A 15,863-nucleotide genomic window follows, 5' to 3' on the forward strand; every position below is an offset into this window, starting at 1 on the left:
CTGTGAAGCCGCAGCCCCCGAAGACCACCGCCAAGCGCGATCGCCGGATCGCGCTGGGGTGGTCTTTCCTCGTCTCTGTCGTCACTTTGTGGCCGTTCTGGCTGGGTCTGCGCCCGGATTCCTCGAAGGCGTTTCTGCTGCGGGACATGTTCGTGCCTGATTCCCTGCCGGAGAACTCCAACAACCTGGGCATCAACGATGGCGCCCCGCGCGCCCTGCCGCAGGATGCGGTGCTGACACTCTTCTCCCCCACCGTCCCCGCTACGCTCCTGGCCAGCGTGCTCGTGCTGGTCTCCTGCCTGATGGGCTGCTACTTCGCCGCCGCGATGGTGCGGGATATGGCGGGCGGGCGGCTTTCCGCGCAGCTGGTTGCGGCTTTGTTTGTGGTGTGGAATCCGTTCGTCATCGAGCGTTTTCTGCAGGGCCAGTGGACCGTCGCAACCGCGGGGATGCTGCTGCCTGCGGTCGCTTTTCTGGCCGCCGCGCGCTCCCACGGTCTGTTGTATGTGGCGATCTGTTTGTGTGGCTTTGTGCCGACAGGTCTGATCCTGGCGCTGATCACGGCGCTGGTGTTCGCACCTTCGCACGGGGAGCGTCTGCGCAGCCTCGTTGCCAGCATCATCGCCGCGTTGCCGTGGTTGCTGCCGGCGATCTGGGTTTCTAACCCTTCGCAGACCCGCTCCGATGCCCTGTCCGCGGCTTTGTTTTCTGCCCGCGGCGAGACCTTCTTAGGCCCGCTTGCCTCCACGATGGGGCTTTCGGGGATTTGGAATGCCGAGGCCACCCCGCCGTCGCGCACCCTGTTTTCAGTGCTCGTGAGCGCGGCCCTGTGCGTGGTGCTGATGCTCGGCTTCAAGGAGCTGTGGCGCGTCTATCGCGGCGTTGCGGTGCTGACTGTCCTTGCCTTAGTGACGCCCCCTCTGCTGGCCACCGGCTGGGGCGTGGACTTAATGGGCCTTGCAATTAGCCACGTGCCCGGCGCGGGCATGTTCCGCGATACCACGAAGTTCGTCTGTCTGGCGATTCCGGGATTTGTGCTGCTGATAGCCGTGGCGGTGGAGCGGATGGACCCGCGCCGCCGCGCTGGGGACGTCCGAGAGACCCCGGCTAAGGCGGACAGTTCCAGCCGTTCGCGGTGGGCGCCGCGTGCCGCGGCGGCCGGCCTGGCTGTGGCGTGCGTGCTGACTGTCCCCGCGTACCCGGCGGATATGGCGCCGCTGAAGCGGGTGCAGATCTCGGAGACGTGGAGCCAGATGTTCACCATCATCTCCGGCGCTCCGAACGGCAAGATTGTGCTGCTCCCGCCGGGCAACTACCGCACCCGCGGCGACCGACCACACGTGGATCCGGGGCTGAAGTTGCTGCCGGGTTCACCGATGGATCCTGGGTTCCTGATCGTCGATGGCCAGGTGGTGGATGGCAACCCGGCCAGCATGGGGATCCTGTCGGACCTGATGAACGGCAAGAACACCCTGAAACGAAATGGCGTGAGCTGGGTGCTGGTGGACTGGTATTCCATCACCGACGGCGCCGCGATGACCAAGGCGCTGCAGGTGCTGAACTCCAAGGGCATCCGGCGCGTACTCAGCTCAGATAACTACGACCTCTACCGGGTGCAGAGCCCCACCCTGCCGCGCTCGCCGGTCCAGGATCGCGCGCCGCTGTTCGTGGGCATGACGTTCTACTGGATGCTCATGATGTGGGGCATGTGCGTGTGGCTGTGGCGCGTGACCCGCCAGCTGCAGATGAACGGCCGCAACCGGCCACTGCCTGACAAGGCTGACAAGGCGGGCAAGGCCGACGGCGCTAACAGCGCTGACTAGCGACCGCGCGCGGACTCCTGGCGCAGCAGATTCTCCCATGCCGCGCCGGTGGCGTCCCAGGAGAACTCCTCGGCCCGGCGCTTCGCGGCCCGGCCCATTTCCCGGCGCTTCTCCGGGTTATCCAGCAGGTATTCGACCGCGTTCATCAGCCCGCCGGGGGAAGAACACAGCAGGCCGGTCTCCCCGTCGATGACGGAATCGCGCAGCCCGGCGGAGGACTCATAGCCGACCGTCGGCACCCCGTGCTGTCCCGCCTCGATCACGGCCAGACCCCAGCCCTCCTTACGCGAGGGCATCACGTGCACAGAGGCGCGGTTGAGGATGCGGTGCTTCAGTTCCTCGGACACGAAGCCGTGGAACACCACCAGCGGCTCAATCCCCAGCTCGCGGGCGTAATCCCGCAGGCGATCGGCCCACCATCCGTCGCCGATAACATCCAGGCGCACGTTCGGGTGGGTGCGTGCCACGGCAGCCAGCGCGTCCAGCGCGTGCTCGATCTGCTTGTGGGGGACCAGCCGAGACAGCGCCACCAGGTGGATCGTCTGCTCCTCGCTGACGTTGTCGGAGTTGGGGCTGGGGGCGTCCGGAATCAAAGAAGGAGCGACCGGATCAATGCCGTTACGAATAATCTCGATGTTGCCGCGCGGCACGCCAAGCTCCACCAGCTCCTCGGCGGAGGGGGCGGAGACGGTGACCCAGCGGCGGCGCCGGTGGATCCACGGCGAGATGGTGGATTCGATCAGCCAGCCGATGCGGGAGAGGATCGGGCCGGCGACGGACCACTGTTCGCGGTGGCAGTGATGCGTCAGAACAACCGTGGGCGCGCCGCTGACCACGGAGGCGAAGAAGGGCACGCCGTTTTGCGTATCCACCACAACGTCCGGGCGGCCAATATCCGCCAGGGACCCACGCCCCCGGCGGGCGGCCAGGATCGCGGCCAGCGCACGCGGGTAAACCGTCAGGTTGCCGCCGCCACGAGAGAAACGGAAATTGCGGCCGACCTGCTGCGATCGTGTGGAGCCGGGATAGTGGGCAGTGCGGAACACCACCTGGTGGCCCTGGTTGGCCAGGTACTCCCCCACGCGCTCCAAGTAACGTTCGCTGCCGCCACCTTCGGGGTGGTTTGTGTCGCGCCAGCAGAGAAGCAGTACTTTCATGATGGACACTATGTTAGTCGCCACCGCCTGCGACTTCGCCGGGTTTGGTGAATCCGTGCAAAGAGTCGGGCGCAACCTGAAAAGATAGACACTCGATGAGCCCGAACAACCACCCCGCCCGCCAGCGCCAGACGCTGAGCGTTTTCCGCCGCCGCGCCACCCTGCGCCGCTCCTTCGGCCTGCTGAACGACTTCAAGTACGAGCAGACCCGCCCCGACATCTTCTACGGCCACCTGGCCGAGGACACGGTCGGGCTGATCCGCGACATTTACGCGGGCGTGCGTGGTGCTGGGCAGGGGCCAGACCAGAGCGAGCCCCTACGCAACACGAAGATCCTGGACGTCGGCGGCGGACCGGGTTACTTCGGCGTGGCCTTCGACAAGGCCGGCGCGGACTACTACACCTGCGAACCCGACGTCGGCGAGATGGCCGCCGCGGGCATCAAGCTGCAGACCTCGGTGCGGGGTTCGGGGCTGGACCTACCTTTTCTTAGTGACGCCTTCGACATCACCTACTCTTCCAATGTCGCCGAGCACGTACCGGATCCGTGGCGGATGGCTGACGAGATGCTGCGGGTGACAAAGCCAGGCGGAGTGATGATCTACAGCTATACGGTGTGGCTGGGGCCATTCGGCGGGCACGAAACCGGGCTGTGGCAGCACTACGTGGGCGGGGAATTCGCCGCCCGGCGCTATGAGAAGAAGATGGGCAAGCCGCCGAAGAACCGCTGGGGCGAGAGCCTGTTCAACGTCTCCGCAGCCGAAGGCCTGGAGTACGCGCGCAAGGTGCACGGCGAAAGTGCCGAATTAGTGGCCGCGTTCCCGCGCTATCACCCCTGGTGGGCCTGGTGGATGGTGCGCGTGCCGGGGCTCCGCGAGTTCGCGGTTTCCAACCTGGTGCTGGTGTTTCAGAAGCGCTAGGACTACCCCCAATTCAGCGGGGGCACCTTCTAGGGGCAGAAAAAGACATAAGACTACAACTATTTCCCCGAAGAACGGGTAATGTGGCGTGAGACACAAGTTTAGTGTTGCGACCTGCTAGGTCACTGGATTCATGAGCCGCTGGATTCATGAACCACTGGATTCATGGGCCACTGCCCTAGCCGATCACTGCACGAACGGATCACTGTCGAGAACGATAGGAAATAGGACTGACATGACCAGTAACACTGGCGCCCCTGAGGCATTCATTTACGACGCCGTCCGCACCCCCCGTGGAAAGGGCAAGCCGGGCGGTTCCCTGCACACCGTAAAGCCCGTTGACCTGCTCTCCGGCCTGATCGAATCGATCATCGAGCGCAACCCGGGCATCGACCCCAACCGCATCAGCGACGTCATCGCTGGCTGTGTCACCCCCGTCGGCGACCAGGGCATGGACATCGCCCGCACCGCCGCACTGAACGCCGGCCTGCCGTACACCGCCACCGGCTTCCAGGTGAACCGCTACTGCGCCTCCGGCCTGACCGCCGTGAACCTGGGCGCACAGAAGATCCGCTCCGGCTGGGACGACCTGGTCTTCGTCGGCGGCGTGGAGTCCATGTCCCGCGTCCCGATGGGCTCCGACGGCGGCGCCCTGGCAATGGACCCGGCCTCCAACTTCTACAACGACTTCATCCCGCAGGGCATCTCCGCTGACATCATCGCCAGCCTGGACGGCCTGACCCGCGAGGACCTCGACACTTTCGCCGCCCGCTCCCACGAGCGCGCATCCAAGGCCTGGGAAGAGGGTCGCTTCGACCGCACCGTCGTTCCGGTGAAGGACCAGAACGGCATCACCCTGCTGGACCGCGACGAGACCATCCGCCCTGGCACCACCGTCGAGGGCCTGTCCGGCCTGAAGCCCGCCTTCGCCATGATCGGCGACCAGGGTGGCTTCGACGCTGTCGCGCAGACCAAGTACCCGCAGCTGGAGCGCATCAACCACCTGCACCACGCCGGTAACTCCTCCGGCATCGTCGACGGCGCAGCCCTGCTGGCCATCGGTTCCGAGCAGGCCGGTAAGGACTTCGACCTGACCCCGCGCGCCCGCGTTGTCTCCGTCGCCACCTCCGGTGTGGAGCCGACCATCATGCTGACCGCCCCGGCACCGGCCTCCCGCGCCGCTCTGGCAAAGGCTGGCCTGAAGCCCGAGGACATCGACATCTGGGAGATCAACGAGGCATTCTCCTCCGTCGTCCTGCGCGCACAGCGCGAGCTGAACATCCCGGACGAGAAGCTGAACGTCTCCGGTGGTGCCATCGCCATGGGTCACCCGCTGGGTGCAACCGGTGCGATCATCACCGGCACCGCCGTCGACGAGCTGCACCGCACCGGCGGCCGCTACGCCCTGATCACCCTCTGTGTCGCAGCCGGCATGGGTGTGGCCACGATCATCGAGCGCGTCTAACCGACCTTCCCGCAGACCAAAACACAAGAAACACTCAATTTTCCTCTGACAACCTCCCGCGGACGCAAGCGTGAGGGCGTCAATAAATAAAACAAGGAGCATCACACATGAGCATGTTCAAGTGGGACCAGGATGGCGACGGCATCGTAACCATCACCATGGACGACCCGAACCAGCCGGTCAACACCATGAACGACACCTTCCAGGGCGAGCTGCCTGAGCTGGTGGAGAAGCTGCAGGGCGCAGTGGAATCCGGCGAGGCCAAGGGCGTGGTCATCACCTCCGCGAAGAAGACCTTCTTCGCCGGCGGCGACATCAAGTCGATGATCAAGTCCACCCCGGAAGACGCAGAAGCAATCACGAAGCAGATCAACGGCATGAAGGCCGGTCTGCGCGCAATCGAGACCCTCGGCGTGCCGGTCGTCGCTGCCATCAACGGTGCGGCGCTCGGCGGTGGCCTGGAGATCGCTCTGGCCACGCACCACCGCATTGCTTCTGACGCCAAGGGCCTGAAGGTTGGCCTGCCAGAGGTCACCCTGGGTCTGCTGCCGGGTGGCGGCGGTGTGACCCGCGTGGTCCGCATGCTGGGCATCCAGGACGCACTGATGAAGGTCCTGACCACCGGCCGCCAGTTCCGCGCAGAAGACGCACTGAAGACCGGCCTGATCGACGAGGTCGTCCCGGCAGACCAGCTGATCGACGCTGCCAAGAAGTGGATCAAGGAGAACCCGGAAGCATCCCAGCCGTGGGATCAGAAGGGCTTCAAGATCCCGGGCGGCACCCCGACCAGCCCGAAGCTGGCACAGTTCCTGCCCTCCTTCCCGGCTAACGTGACCAAGCAGATCAAGGGCGCACCGATGCCGGCTCCGAAGGCCATCCTGAAGGCCGCCGTTGAGGGCGCACAGCTGAAGAACATCGAAGAGGCCCTGGCTGTGGAGACCCGCTACTTCGTGGAGCTGGTCACCGGCACGACCTCTAAGAACATGATGCAGGCATTCTTCTTCGACCTGCAGTACTGCAACGGTGGCGGCTCCCGCCCGAAGGACGTTGAGAAGAAGCAGTTCAAGAAGCTGGGCATGGTTGGTGCCGGCATGATGGGCGCAGCGATCGCCTACGTGGCAGCGAAGGCTGGCATGGAGGTCGTGCTGAAGGACATCAAGATGGAGGCTGCCGAGAAGGGCAAGTCCTACTCCGAGGGCCTGGAGGCCAAGGCGCTGAAGCGCGGCAAGACCACCGAGGAGAAGTCCAAGGCTCTGCTGGACCGCATCAAGCCTTCCGTCGATTACTCCGACCTGTCCGACTGTGACATCGTGATCGAGGCCGTGTTTGAGAACACCGAGCTGAAGCACAAGGTCTGGGCAGAGATCGAGGCAGCCGTGCCGGAGGATTGCGTGCTGGGCTCCAACACCTCCACCCTGCCGATCACCGAGCTGGCTACCGGCGTGAAGCGCCCGAAGGACTTCATCGGTATCCACTTCTTCTCCCCGGTAGACAAGATGCCGCTGGTGGAGATCATCAAGGGCGAGGAGACCTCCGACGAGACCCTGGCTGCGGCCCTGGACTTCACCGGCCAGATCCGCAAGACCCCGATCGTCGTGAACGACTCCCGCGGCTTCTACACCTCCCGCGTCATCGGCTTCTTCCTGAACGAGGCTATGCGCATGCTGGCTGAGGGCATCGACCCGGCCGTCATCGAGGCCGCTGGCCGCCAGGCTGGCTACCCGGCACCGCCGCTGCAGCTGCAGGACGAGCTGAACCTGAAGCTGGCCCGCAAGATCGGCGCCGAGACCAAGGCAGCTCAGGAGGCCGCTGGCCTGACCGTCGACGACGGTGGCGTGACCGAGATCGTGGACAAGATGCTGGACGAGTACGACCGCCCGGGCAAGCTCGAAGGCAAGGGCTTCTACGAGTACAACGAGGAAGGCCGCCGCACCGGCCTGTGGCGCGGCCTGTGGGACGAGCTGGGCGCCGGCAAGGTGAAGGTCGCCGACGGCGAGTCCACCGTTGCAGGCACCGGCCTGGACACCGCTGCCGCCGGCGCAGCCCAGAAGGCCGCCGCTGACCCGAGCGGCGTGGCTGCTGGCTCCAACGTTCCGGCTGACGCGCCGGCCTTCATCGACCTGGTGGAGCGCCCGCTGTTCGCCGAGGCTCTGGAGACCCAGAAGTGCATCGACGAGGGCGTGCTGACCTCTGATGCGGATGCCAACATCGGCTCCATCATGGGCATCGGCTTCCCGGCCTGGACCGGCGGTACCCGCCAGTACATCAAGAACTACGACCGCCCGGCCGCCGCTACCCTGCCTGAGGGCAAGGTCGCGGATCGCGACGGTGGCGACTACCCGACCCGCGGCGTTGCAGGCTTCGTTGCCCGCGCCGAGGAGCTGGCCGCTAAGTACGGCGAGCGCTTCACCCCGCTGGAGTCCCTGAAGAAGTAGTTCTTCTATCGCCCCAGAGCTAGGCCTCCGGGCGAGCCTCCAGGGCGAGAACGCTTAAAGCCCCCAACTCCCTTCGCGGATTACCTCCGCTGGAGTTGGGGGCTTAGTTCATACGCGGGTAGGGCGCCTAGCGCTTAGCACCTAGCGCCAAGCGCTTAGCGTCTAGCGCCTAGCGCTTGCGGCTGTAGGCGAGGGCAACACCGCCACCGCCCAGGGCTATCAGCATTCCCACAACAAGGCTGTACCAGATCAGGTTACTGCTCGAGTCGGACTCCTCGCTGTCCTTTTCCTCGGATTCGTCGGCCTGCTTGGAGTTGTCTTCACTGTCCTCGTCCTGCGGATGTGAGGCCTCGGAGAACGTCGGGCCGGGGATCTTCTCCCCCGTGAGCTCTGTAGTGAGCTCATAGGTGGCGGCCTCGTTCTTCACCTCTGAAACGTCCCGGTGTTCGCCGCCACCCCAGCTGTTGTTGAAGAAAACCACGATGTACTGGTCCCCATCCAGCCAAGATTTCCGCGCCGCAACATCGCTCGGTTGTTCCTCACCATCGCCCACCATGTTGCGATAGTTCAGCCTGGCGGCGTGGCCGAAGGCAACGGACTGGCCCTCAGTGTGCGGGTTGACGGATTGACTTTCCTGCAAAGAAGCTGCTTGTCGCACAGAGTTTAGGGTCCGTACCTGCAATTGAGAGATGCGCGCCAGCTCCTTGTCAGGAGCCGCGACCAGCTTCATCCCACCCCGCAGCTTCTGCCCATACTCAGCCTTGATCTTGTACACGTGAGTTTCGCCCGGCACGATGTCGGCCTTCACCGTAGACTTTCCGTCTGCCTTGAGCTCCGTGGCGTCGTGGAACCACGCCCCTGGCTTCACCGTCTCTACGTCTTCGGCCGCTTGCGGGGCATCCTCACGGGAGTAGCTCTCTTCCTCGAAAGGCTCCGGAACACCATTGAGGTCTTCGTTCGCGAAGCGCTTGATGGTGACCTCCGCGGGGATCTCCTGTCCCTCGTACGGGCCACTCTTTCGAACTACCTTGAACTTGAAGTCGCCTGCCGGGCAGTCTTCGCCCGCTCGCTTCGTTGTGTAGGAGGCAAAGTACGGCCCGTTGGAGTCGATAATCCCAGTGTCTCCACTGTTGTCCAGGTAGCAATCTAGATCCTCTGCGTCCAACTTGAGCGCGAAGTTGGACTTCCCCAGCCCATCGCCCTGGGAGGGCGGAGGCATCGTGGCCACGCTGAGCGCCAGGCGCTCGCCTTCGGCGATGGGGGTACTGAAGTACTCGGCGCCGTCCTCGTCCGCCCGGTCGCCATCGGACTTTTCACGCAGCTTCGTAGAGAAAGTCTCCACATCGGCCGGCACCTTAGCCGCCGATGAGTAATCATCGCCTCCGCTGATCTCCTCCGCTTCAGTCTCAGTGGTCTGGGCCGTGCGGGTAGTCAGCCGCTTCATGGAATCAGCCAAACTCACGGTGTCCTTGGCATCCATGTACTCGCCGCCGCCTGCCTCGGCGATGCACTCCAGCTCCTTGCGGGCCTTGGAGTCCACTAGGAAGCCGACGGTGTTGATGGTGAGGTCAATGCCTTCCTTCTTTAGGTCCTTGGCGACTTCGCACACCGGTGGCGGGGCGCACGTGTCCTCGCCGTCTGATACCAGCACGATCGAGCGCTCGCCGTCCTCCGGCAGTTCCTTGGCGGCTTGCCTCAAAGCCGGCCCCATCGGCGTATGACCGGAAGCCTCCACCTTTCCGACCTCCGCAGGAATCTTGGTTACGTTCCCCTTCTCCACTGGCAGCAGGGTTTTAACGTCCTTGCAGCCAGCCTCGCGCTCTTCCGGCGAGTTGCCGACCTCCGTGCCGTAGACCATGAATCCCAACTCCGCGTCGCTGGGCACGGCCACAGAAAACATCTGCGCCGCGTCCTTTGCAGCGGCCAGGCGCGTCTGTCCGTCGGCGTCCGGGGTCTTCATCGACCCGGAGGCATCCAGAATCAGCATCGTCGGTGGGATGTTCTTACCTTCATCCTCCGCCTGGGCTTCCTGGGCCGGCGGCGCGACGATTGCCATCAGCGCCGCGATCAGCGCAACCGCGAATAGCAGCGAGCTTCTTCTTTTAGTCATCGATTTAAACCCTTCGGTAATCCTTGAGGATCACCTTATATCGAAGGGAAAACCATGACAGGCCTTTTCAGGTTAGCTAGTCCTTGACTTCCGTCTTGTGCAGCTGCGCGTCCAGATCCTCCGGATCCAGGTTCGCCTCGGAGAACGCGCTGGTCAGCGGCAGGCGCAGCTCGAGGTCGGTCCCTGGGCAGAGTTCGATCTTTCCCTCTTCCAGGGTGAAGTCCAGCACGTGCCCGCCGACGGTGCGCGAATCGTCGATGAAGTGCACGTGGCATCCGGGGACGGAAATCCCCTTCTCGTAAACCGGCGTGCGGAAGCCCGCGATAATTCCCGTGACGTCGGTGAAGTGTTGCTCGGCGTCATCATCCGTCGCCTCAACCATCGGCCGGTAGGGCGGCTTCTGCTTCACGACCGTGCGGGTGACCACGCTGCTGAAGTGCCCGGTAATGCGGACGGCGTACATGTAGTTCGAGGAGGGCGTCATGCCGTCGATGAACTTCGACAGGTCCGCGCGGCGAATGTTCTGCGGGGCGCGGCGGCGGATGCGGGGCACGAAGTTCGTGGCCACGGCATAGGGACTGCGGGTTTCCAGATCGGCGCGGGTGGCACTGCCGTCGTGGCGCAGCTGGTAGCAAACGCCGTCGATGATGACCATCTCGCCATCCAGCGCGTCGAACGTCCCCAGCCCGAAATTGCCCTTGCCCAGCAGCTCGCCGACGGTCATCTCGCCGTCGTAAATGCCGTCCAGCAGGGCGGTCATCAGGGAGTTCTGGAAGATTGTGTGCCTAGTTACCGGTGAGTCGCTCATGTGCCCATTGTTGCCGTGCTCGCCCATTGCTCGCTTTTCTTAGTGACGCCCCTCTCGCCCCAACCACCCCCAATGCGGGGCGGTGGGGACCGAATAGGCTGCTGGTGGCCTAGCTGCCCTTCTTGACGGTAATGGTCCAACCAGCGTCGGTGGTCTGCTCAAAGTTCGTGACTTCGTGGCCATCGGTGGCAGCCCACCGCGGGATGGCATCGGTGGCTTGGGTGCAGTCGAAGTCAATCTGCAGCGAGTCCCCGACGGACAGGTCGGCCATTGCCGCCTTCGCGTCCACCAGTGGGAACGGGCAAACCGCACCAAGGGTGTCGAGCTTGTAAGTCCGGTCGCCGACCAGCTCGAGATCACTGTCTCTGCCGAGGTCACTGTCCCCGCCGATGCCACTCGATTCGGCGCTTTCCGCAGCCGTGGTCTTTCGATCCAGCAGCAGGGTGCCCGTGGTTTGGAAGCCCAGCTGCGCCGCCATGGCCTTCTGCTCTGCAGCGGACTGTACGGACTGTGCAGGCTGTACAGACTGTGCGGTGCGCGGGGAAGACTGCGTCTGGCTCGGTTGGTTGGGCGTCGGGTTAGACGCCTGGCCCGGCACCGCATCGGTGGGCTTGAGCCACAGCTTGGCGGCGATGCCAATTCCGATGGCGATGAACAGCAGCGCAACCCAGCCCTGGTAGCTGAACAGGGAGGTCTGCACCATGCCGTTGCCCACGGTGCAGCCGCCGGCAGCGGAGGCGCCCACGCCCATCAGCACGCCACCGATGACGGAGCGAACAGCCTGCTCAGCGGAGGGAACGCGCAAACGGAATTCACCGGATGCCTTGGCGGCAAAGAAGGCGCCCACCAGCAGGCCGAGAACCAGCATGACTCCCCAGTCCACCGTATCTTCGCCGCTGACGAGGAACTTAGACAGGTTGGACGATGGGCTGGTGATGCCGAGCCCGTCGTTGCGGCCCGTCGCTGCCGACAGCGGCCATGCGAGCACACCCAGCGCGCCGATGATGGCCGCGGTGGGGTAAAAGTGCCAGGGCTTTTCCGCCAGTAGGTGCGCGAGGCCTGTCTTCTTCGGCTTCAGGGTCGCCATCTTCGGCGCCTTAGCTTCCTGAGCGAGGAAGTGGCGGGTAAGGAAAGCAACCCCTAGCGTGAATGGGATGACGAGCCACCACACGGAGAGCCCCAGAGACCCGTGGATGGTGGTGATGGGCAACTCCCAGCTGCGCAGTCCCTCGTTGAGTGCGTCAAGCGAGCCGCCCTTCATAGCGGCAGCGCTGCCTGCGTAGAAGACCAGTGCCAGCCACGAGCCGATAAGGCCTTCGGCGGAGCGGTACCACGTGCCGGATGCGCAGCCGCCCGCCAGCACGATGCCCATGCCGAAAAGCAGACCACCCAGCACGACGGCGAGCGGTGCGAACTGCTTGTACTCGGGCGTAATTACTCCCGCAGTTGTGAGCGCGGCCAGGCCGACCGCATGTACTGCGATGACGATAAGCAGGGCGGTGAAGCCCCGCCAGGTCTTATTCAAGAAAATGTCGCGAATCATGCCGGTTACGCAGAACCTGCCGCGTTGCATGACCCAGCCAAGGACAGCACCTAAAGCCAATCCGGTGACAATCATGGGTTCCCCTACTCCAAACTAAAAATGAACCGATCTGTCTGTCTGTTTGAATGCGCAATATTAGCCCCCCGGGCAACTCTCCCTCAAGCCCTAAGAGAGGTTCATCACATACGAAGCCTCGCAAACCGCACGCAAGGCCCCATAAATCAGCATTGATAGCGACCTCCGATTTAAACCCATAGCTCGCTACCAATTTAAACCTATCAATCCTTGACTTTTACAAAGTCATCGCTATAATGGGTGGTGGATCGCAATCAAGCAGCCCACATTGCCGCCCCCGATAATCCACTTCAACTTCAAAACAAGACTGAAGAAAATCGGTAGGCTTTGTGGCGACGGTTGTGAATAACTGCCAACTAACACCCGAAACCAAGCCCCCAAGGAGGCACAGCATGTCCCTCATCAACACCGAGATTCTGGATTTCAAGAACCCCGCTTTCTTCAACGGTGAGTTCACCGAGGTTTCCAAGGACGACGTCCTGGGCAAGTGGTCCATCTTCTTCTTCTACCCGGGCGACTTCACCTTCGTCTGCCCCACCGAGCTGGGCGACCTGGCTGACCACTACGAAGAGCTGAAGGGCCTGGACGTAGAGGTTTACGCCGTATCCACCGACTCCCACTTCGTGCACAAGGCATGGCACGCAGAGTCCGAGCAGGTCGGCAAGGTTAACTACTACATGCTGGGCGACTCCACCGGCCAGCTGACCAACAACTTCCAGAACATGCGTCCCGGCGCCGGCCAGGCAGACCGCGCAACCTTCCTGGTAGACCCGGAGGGCAAGATCCAGTACATCGAGCAGACCGCCGAGGGCATCGGCCGTGACGCTTCCGAGCTGGTCCGCAAGGTCAAGGCCGCTAAGTACGTTGCAGAGCACCCGGGCGAGGTCTGCCCCGCCAAGTGGGAAGAGGGCGAAGACACCCTGACCCCGGGCATCGACCTGGTTGGCAAGATCTAACTTCCCCTTCCACTCCCCCGCCGCACCCAGGCGGGAAACCCACGGCGGGCCGGGCTTTCCACTTGCGGATCCCGCCCGCCGTTTTTAGCGCCTTTAACCCACCAACAAATCCCCATCCCCCGAAGAACCCACGTGTGGCGCGCATCCCCTTGGGGTGGCGTCAATAAACAAAGAAAGAGAGCACCCCATGGCTAAGCAACTACTGGACGACAACCTGCGCAAGCAGCTCGGCCAGCTCGTCCCCCGCATCACCAAGGACATCGAGCTGGTGTACAGCCTGGACGACCGTTCGGCCTCCGAGGACCTGGAGAAGCTGCTGCAGGACATCGCCGGGCTATCCGACAAGATCACTGCCCACCGCGACGACGACGCGCACGAGCGCAAGCCCTCCTTCAGCATCGTCCGCACTGGTAGCGACATTTCCGTGGCCTTCGCGGGCATCCCGATGGGCCACGAGTTCAGCTCCCTGGTGCTGGCGCTACTGCAGGTCGGCGGCAACCCGATCAAGGAAGACCAGGACCTGATCGAGCAGGTAGAAAACCTGGACGGTGACTACGAGTTCGTCACCTACATGTCCCTGACCTGCCAGAACTGCCCGACCGTCGTACAAGCGCTAAACACCATGGCGGTGCTGAACCCGCGCATCAAGCACACCGCAGTGGAGGGCTCGCTGTTCCAGGACGAAGTCAAGGAGAACAACGTCCTGGCCGTGCCGACCATCTACCTGAACGGCGAGGAGTTCGGCCAGGGCCGCACCACCATCGAAGACTTCGTGCGCAAGCTGGACACTGGTTCCGCCGCGCGCGAGGCGAAGAAGCTGAACGAGAAGAAGCCCTACGAGGTGCTGGTCGTTGGCCAGGGCCCGGCGGGTGCAGCGGCCTCCATCTACGTTGCCCGCAAGGGTCTGAGCGTCGGCCTGATCGGCGAGCGCTTCGGCGGCCAGGTGCTGGACACGAACTCCATCGAGAACTTCATCTCCGTACCCTCCACCGAGGGGCCGAAGCTGGCGGCGGAGTTCGAGGAGCACGTCGGCCAGTACGACATTGACGTGGTGAAGGCCCAGGCCGCGACCGGCTTGACCCCTGCTACCGAGGAGGGTGGCCTGCACACGGTGCACTTTGGAGATGACGCCACCCTACGCGCCCGTGCCCTGGTAATCGCCACGGGCGCACAGTGGCGAACCCTGGGCGTTCCAGGCGAGGAAGAGTACCGCAACAAGGGCGTGACCTTCTGCCCGCACTGCGACGGCCCGCTGTTCAAGGGGAAGTCCGTGGCCGTGATCGGCGGCGGAAACTCGGGCATCGAAGCCGCGCTGGACCTGGCAGGTGTGGTGAAGCACGTGACGGTTCTGGAGTTCGGCGAGGCCTGCCGCGCGGATGACATCCTGATGCAGCGCGTGGAGGAAACCGCGAACATCGACGTGATTACGTCGGCAGCTACGACGGAGATCGTGGGCGACGGCAAGAACGTCACCGGCCTGACCTACACGGACCGCACTAACGACGAGTCGAAGTCGCTAGACGTCGCGGGCGTGTTCATCCAGATCGGCCTGGTGCCGAATACCCAGTGGCTGGGCGAGAGTGGCCTGGAGCTGAACAAGATGGGCGAGATCGTGGTGGACGAGCACAATGCCACCAACATCCCTGGCGTGTACGCCGCCGGCGACTGCACGGAAGTGCCCTTCAAGCAGATCGTGATTGCCCAGGGTGCTGGCGCAAACGCTGCGCTGGGTGCGTGGCAGTACACGGTGACTGCGCCGAAGGCGTAGGGGACTAACTGGTTTGGCGGCCTGGCTGGCATGGTGGCCGCCAGGCCTTCAGTTCAAATGTCGCTAGAACGGGAATGCGTTACTGCAAACAATTTGCACTACTGCAAAACCGCAGGTCAGAGACTTTCCGCCAGAAGGGTGCCCATGGCACACGGTTGCGCATTCCCGTTCTAGCGACATTTCCGCCCCTGAAGCCCCATTTTCAGCACCTCGGCACACCTCGATCTACCCAGGCCGACACCCCAGCACATCTCGATCTACCCAGGCCAACGCCCAGCACACCCCATCCACCCAGACTGACTCCGCTCTGCGCTGTCGAGCGCACCCATAAAGCCCAACACTGGGGCTTAATTGTCGGAAAAGTTGCAGAACGTTATTGGGTACATTTTTCATCTACATAAAATGCCTGGTCAGAGCGTTCTCCGCAACCAGAGATGTGTCCCGAGATTTACGTTTTGCAACTTTTCCGACAATTCCGCATCCCAGAACCCCTCCGTGGAGCAGGTTCAACCGTCCACGGGGGAGCTAGCTCCCTCCCGCCAAGACGAACCCGCCACTCCCACCCCTCCCGAGGAAGCCTGCAAGACTTCCGATCGCTACTTTAGGTCCTTTCTTCACCCCTTTCCGACCTACACAGCACCCCAGGAAACTCGGCAATTACTGACAGCATGGCGCAAATATCAAGCGCTAGCAGACCGCGCCAAACCCAGCGGAAATAGCGGAAGTGTGAGTACTATTTAAGAAACTTAATGCAATTCTCACTACCAGCAAAGGACCACCATGCGTTTGCGCTCCGCCCTCAC

At 63.3% G+C, this 15,863-nt stretch carries 10 protein-coding genes; 6 read left to right on the forward strand and 4 right to left on the reverse strand.

Features of this window, described 5'->3' with window-relative positions; all coding sequences use genetic code 11:
* Window positions 1-2 precede the first annotated feature (2 nt).
* On the forward strand, window positions 3-1,823 hold the full coding sequence (locus L8V00_RS09610) for an MmpA family trehalose lipid delivery protein (RefSeq protein ID WP_269944894.1): 1,821 nt from the start codon (window positions 3-5) through the stop codon (window positions 1,821-1,823).
* Here the strand turns inward: L8V00_RS09610 and L8V00_RS09615 are convergent.
* A complete protein-coding gene (locus L8V00_RS09615) occupies window positions 1,820-2,980 on the reverse strand; it encodes a glycosyltransferase family 4 protein (RefSeq protein ID WP_269944895.1) in 1,161 nt (386 codons plus the stop codon). The genes L8V00_RS09610 and L8V00_RS09615 overlap by 4 nt on opposite strands.
* A gap of 95 nt (window positions 2,981-3,075) precedes the next feature.
* Here L8V00_RS09615 and L8V00_RS09620 point away from each other — a divergent pair, with 95 nt between their 5' ends.
* From L8V00_RS09620 to L8V00_RS09630, 3 genes are all read left to right on the forward strand, one after another.
* Window positions 3,076-3,900, forward strand: a complete 825-nt coding sequence (locus L8V00_RS09620; protein ID WP_269944896.1) for a class I SAM-dependent methyltransferase — start codon at window positions 3,076-3,078, stop codon at window positions 3,898-3,900.
* Window positions 3,901-4,135: 235 nt separating this feature from the next.
* Window positions 4,136-5,365, forward strand: a complete 1,230-nt coding sequence (locus L8V00_RS09625; RefSeq protein ID WP_035004927.1) for an acetyl-CoA C-acetyltransferase — start codon at window positions 4,136-4,138, stop codon at window positions 5,363-5,365.
* A 107-nt stretch (window positions 5,366-5,472) separates the two neighbouring features.
* Window positions 5,473-7,800 carry a 3-hydroxyacyl-CoA dehydrogenase NAD-binding domain-containing protein gene (locus L8V00_RS09630; RefSeq protein WP_049050201.1) on the forward strand — a complete coding sequence of 776 codons (2,328 nt, stop codon included), beginning with the start codon at window positions 5,473-5,475 and terminating at the stop codon, window positions 7,798-7,800.
* 169 nt (window positions 7,801-7,969) lie between these two features.
* Here the strand turns inward: L8V00_RS09630 and L8V00_RS09635 are convergent, their stop codons facing one another.
* The 3 genes from L8V00_RS09635 to L8V00_RS09645 all read right to left on the reverse strand — a co-directional run bounded on the left by L8V00_RS09635 (window position 7,970) and on the right by L8V00_RS09645 (window position 12,336).
* Entirely contained in the window at window positions 7,970-9,910 is a 1,941-nt protein-coding gene (locus L8V00_RS09635) for a VWA domain-containing protein (protein ID WP_269944897.1), read from the reverse strand.
* Between the two features lie 76 nt (window positions 9,911-9,986).
* Window positions 9,987-10,718, reverse strand: coding sequence for an acetolactate decarboxylase (budA, locus tag L8V00_RS09640; RefSeq protein WP_035005003.1), 732 nt, complete (start codon window positions 10,716-10,718; stop codon window positions 9,987-9,989).
* Window positions 10,719-10,827: 109 nt separating this feature from the next.
* Window positions 10,828-12,336 (reverse strand): YeeE/YedE thiosulfate transporter family protein, encoded by a 1,509-nt coding sequence (locus tag L8V00_RS09645; RefSeq protein WP_269944898.1) that lies wholly within the window; start codon window positions 12,334-12,336, stop codon window positions 10,828-10,830.
* Between the two features lie 392 nt (window positions 12,337-12,728).
* Between L8V00_RS09645 and ahpC the strand changes: the two genes are divergently transcribed.
* A complete protein-coding gene (gene ahpC, locus L8V00_RS09650) occupies window positions 12,729-13,292 on the forward strand; it encodes an alkyl hydroperoxide reductase subunit C (RefSeq protein WP_034984431.1) in 564 nt (187 codons plus the stop codon).
* A gap of 187 nt (window positions 13,293-13,479) precedes the next feature.
* Window positions 13,480-15,060: an alkyl hydroperoxide reductase subunit F gene (gene ahpF, locus L8V00_RS09655; RefSeq protein ID WP_034969443.1), complete on the forward strand. Its 1,581-nt coding sequence runs from the start codon at window positions 13,480-13,482 to the stop codon at window positions 15,058-15,060.
* The last annotated feature ends 803 nt before the right edge of the window (window positions 15,061-15,863 follow it).

Origin of the sequence: Corynebacterium evansiae (assembly GCF_027570065.1) — a bacterium.
Classification (GTDB): Bacteria; Actinomycetota; Actinomycetes; order Mycobacteriales; family Mycobacteriaceae; genus Corynebacterium; species Corynebacterium evansiae.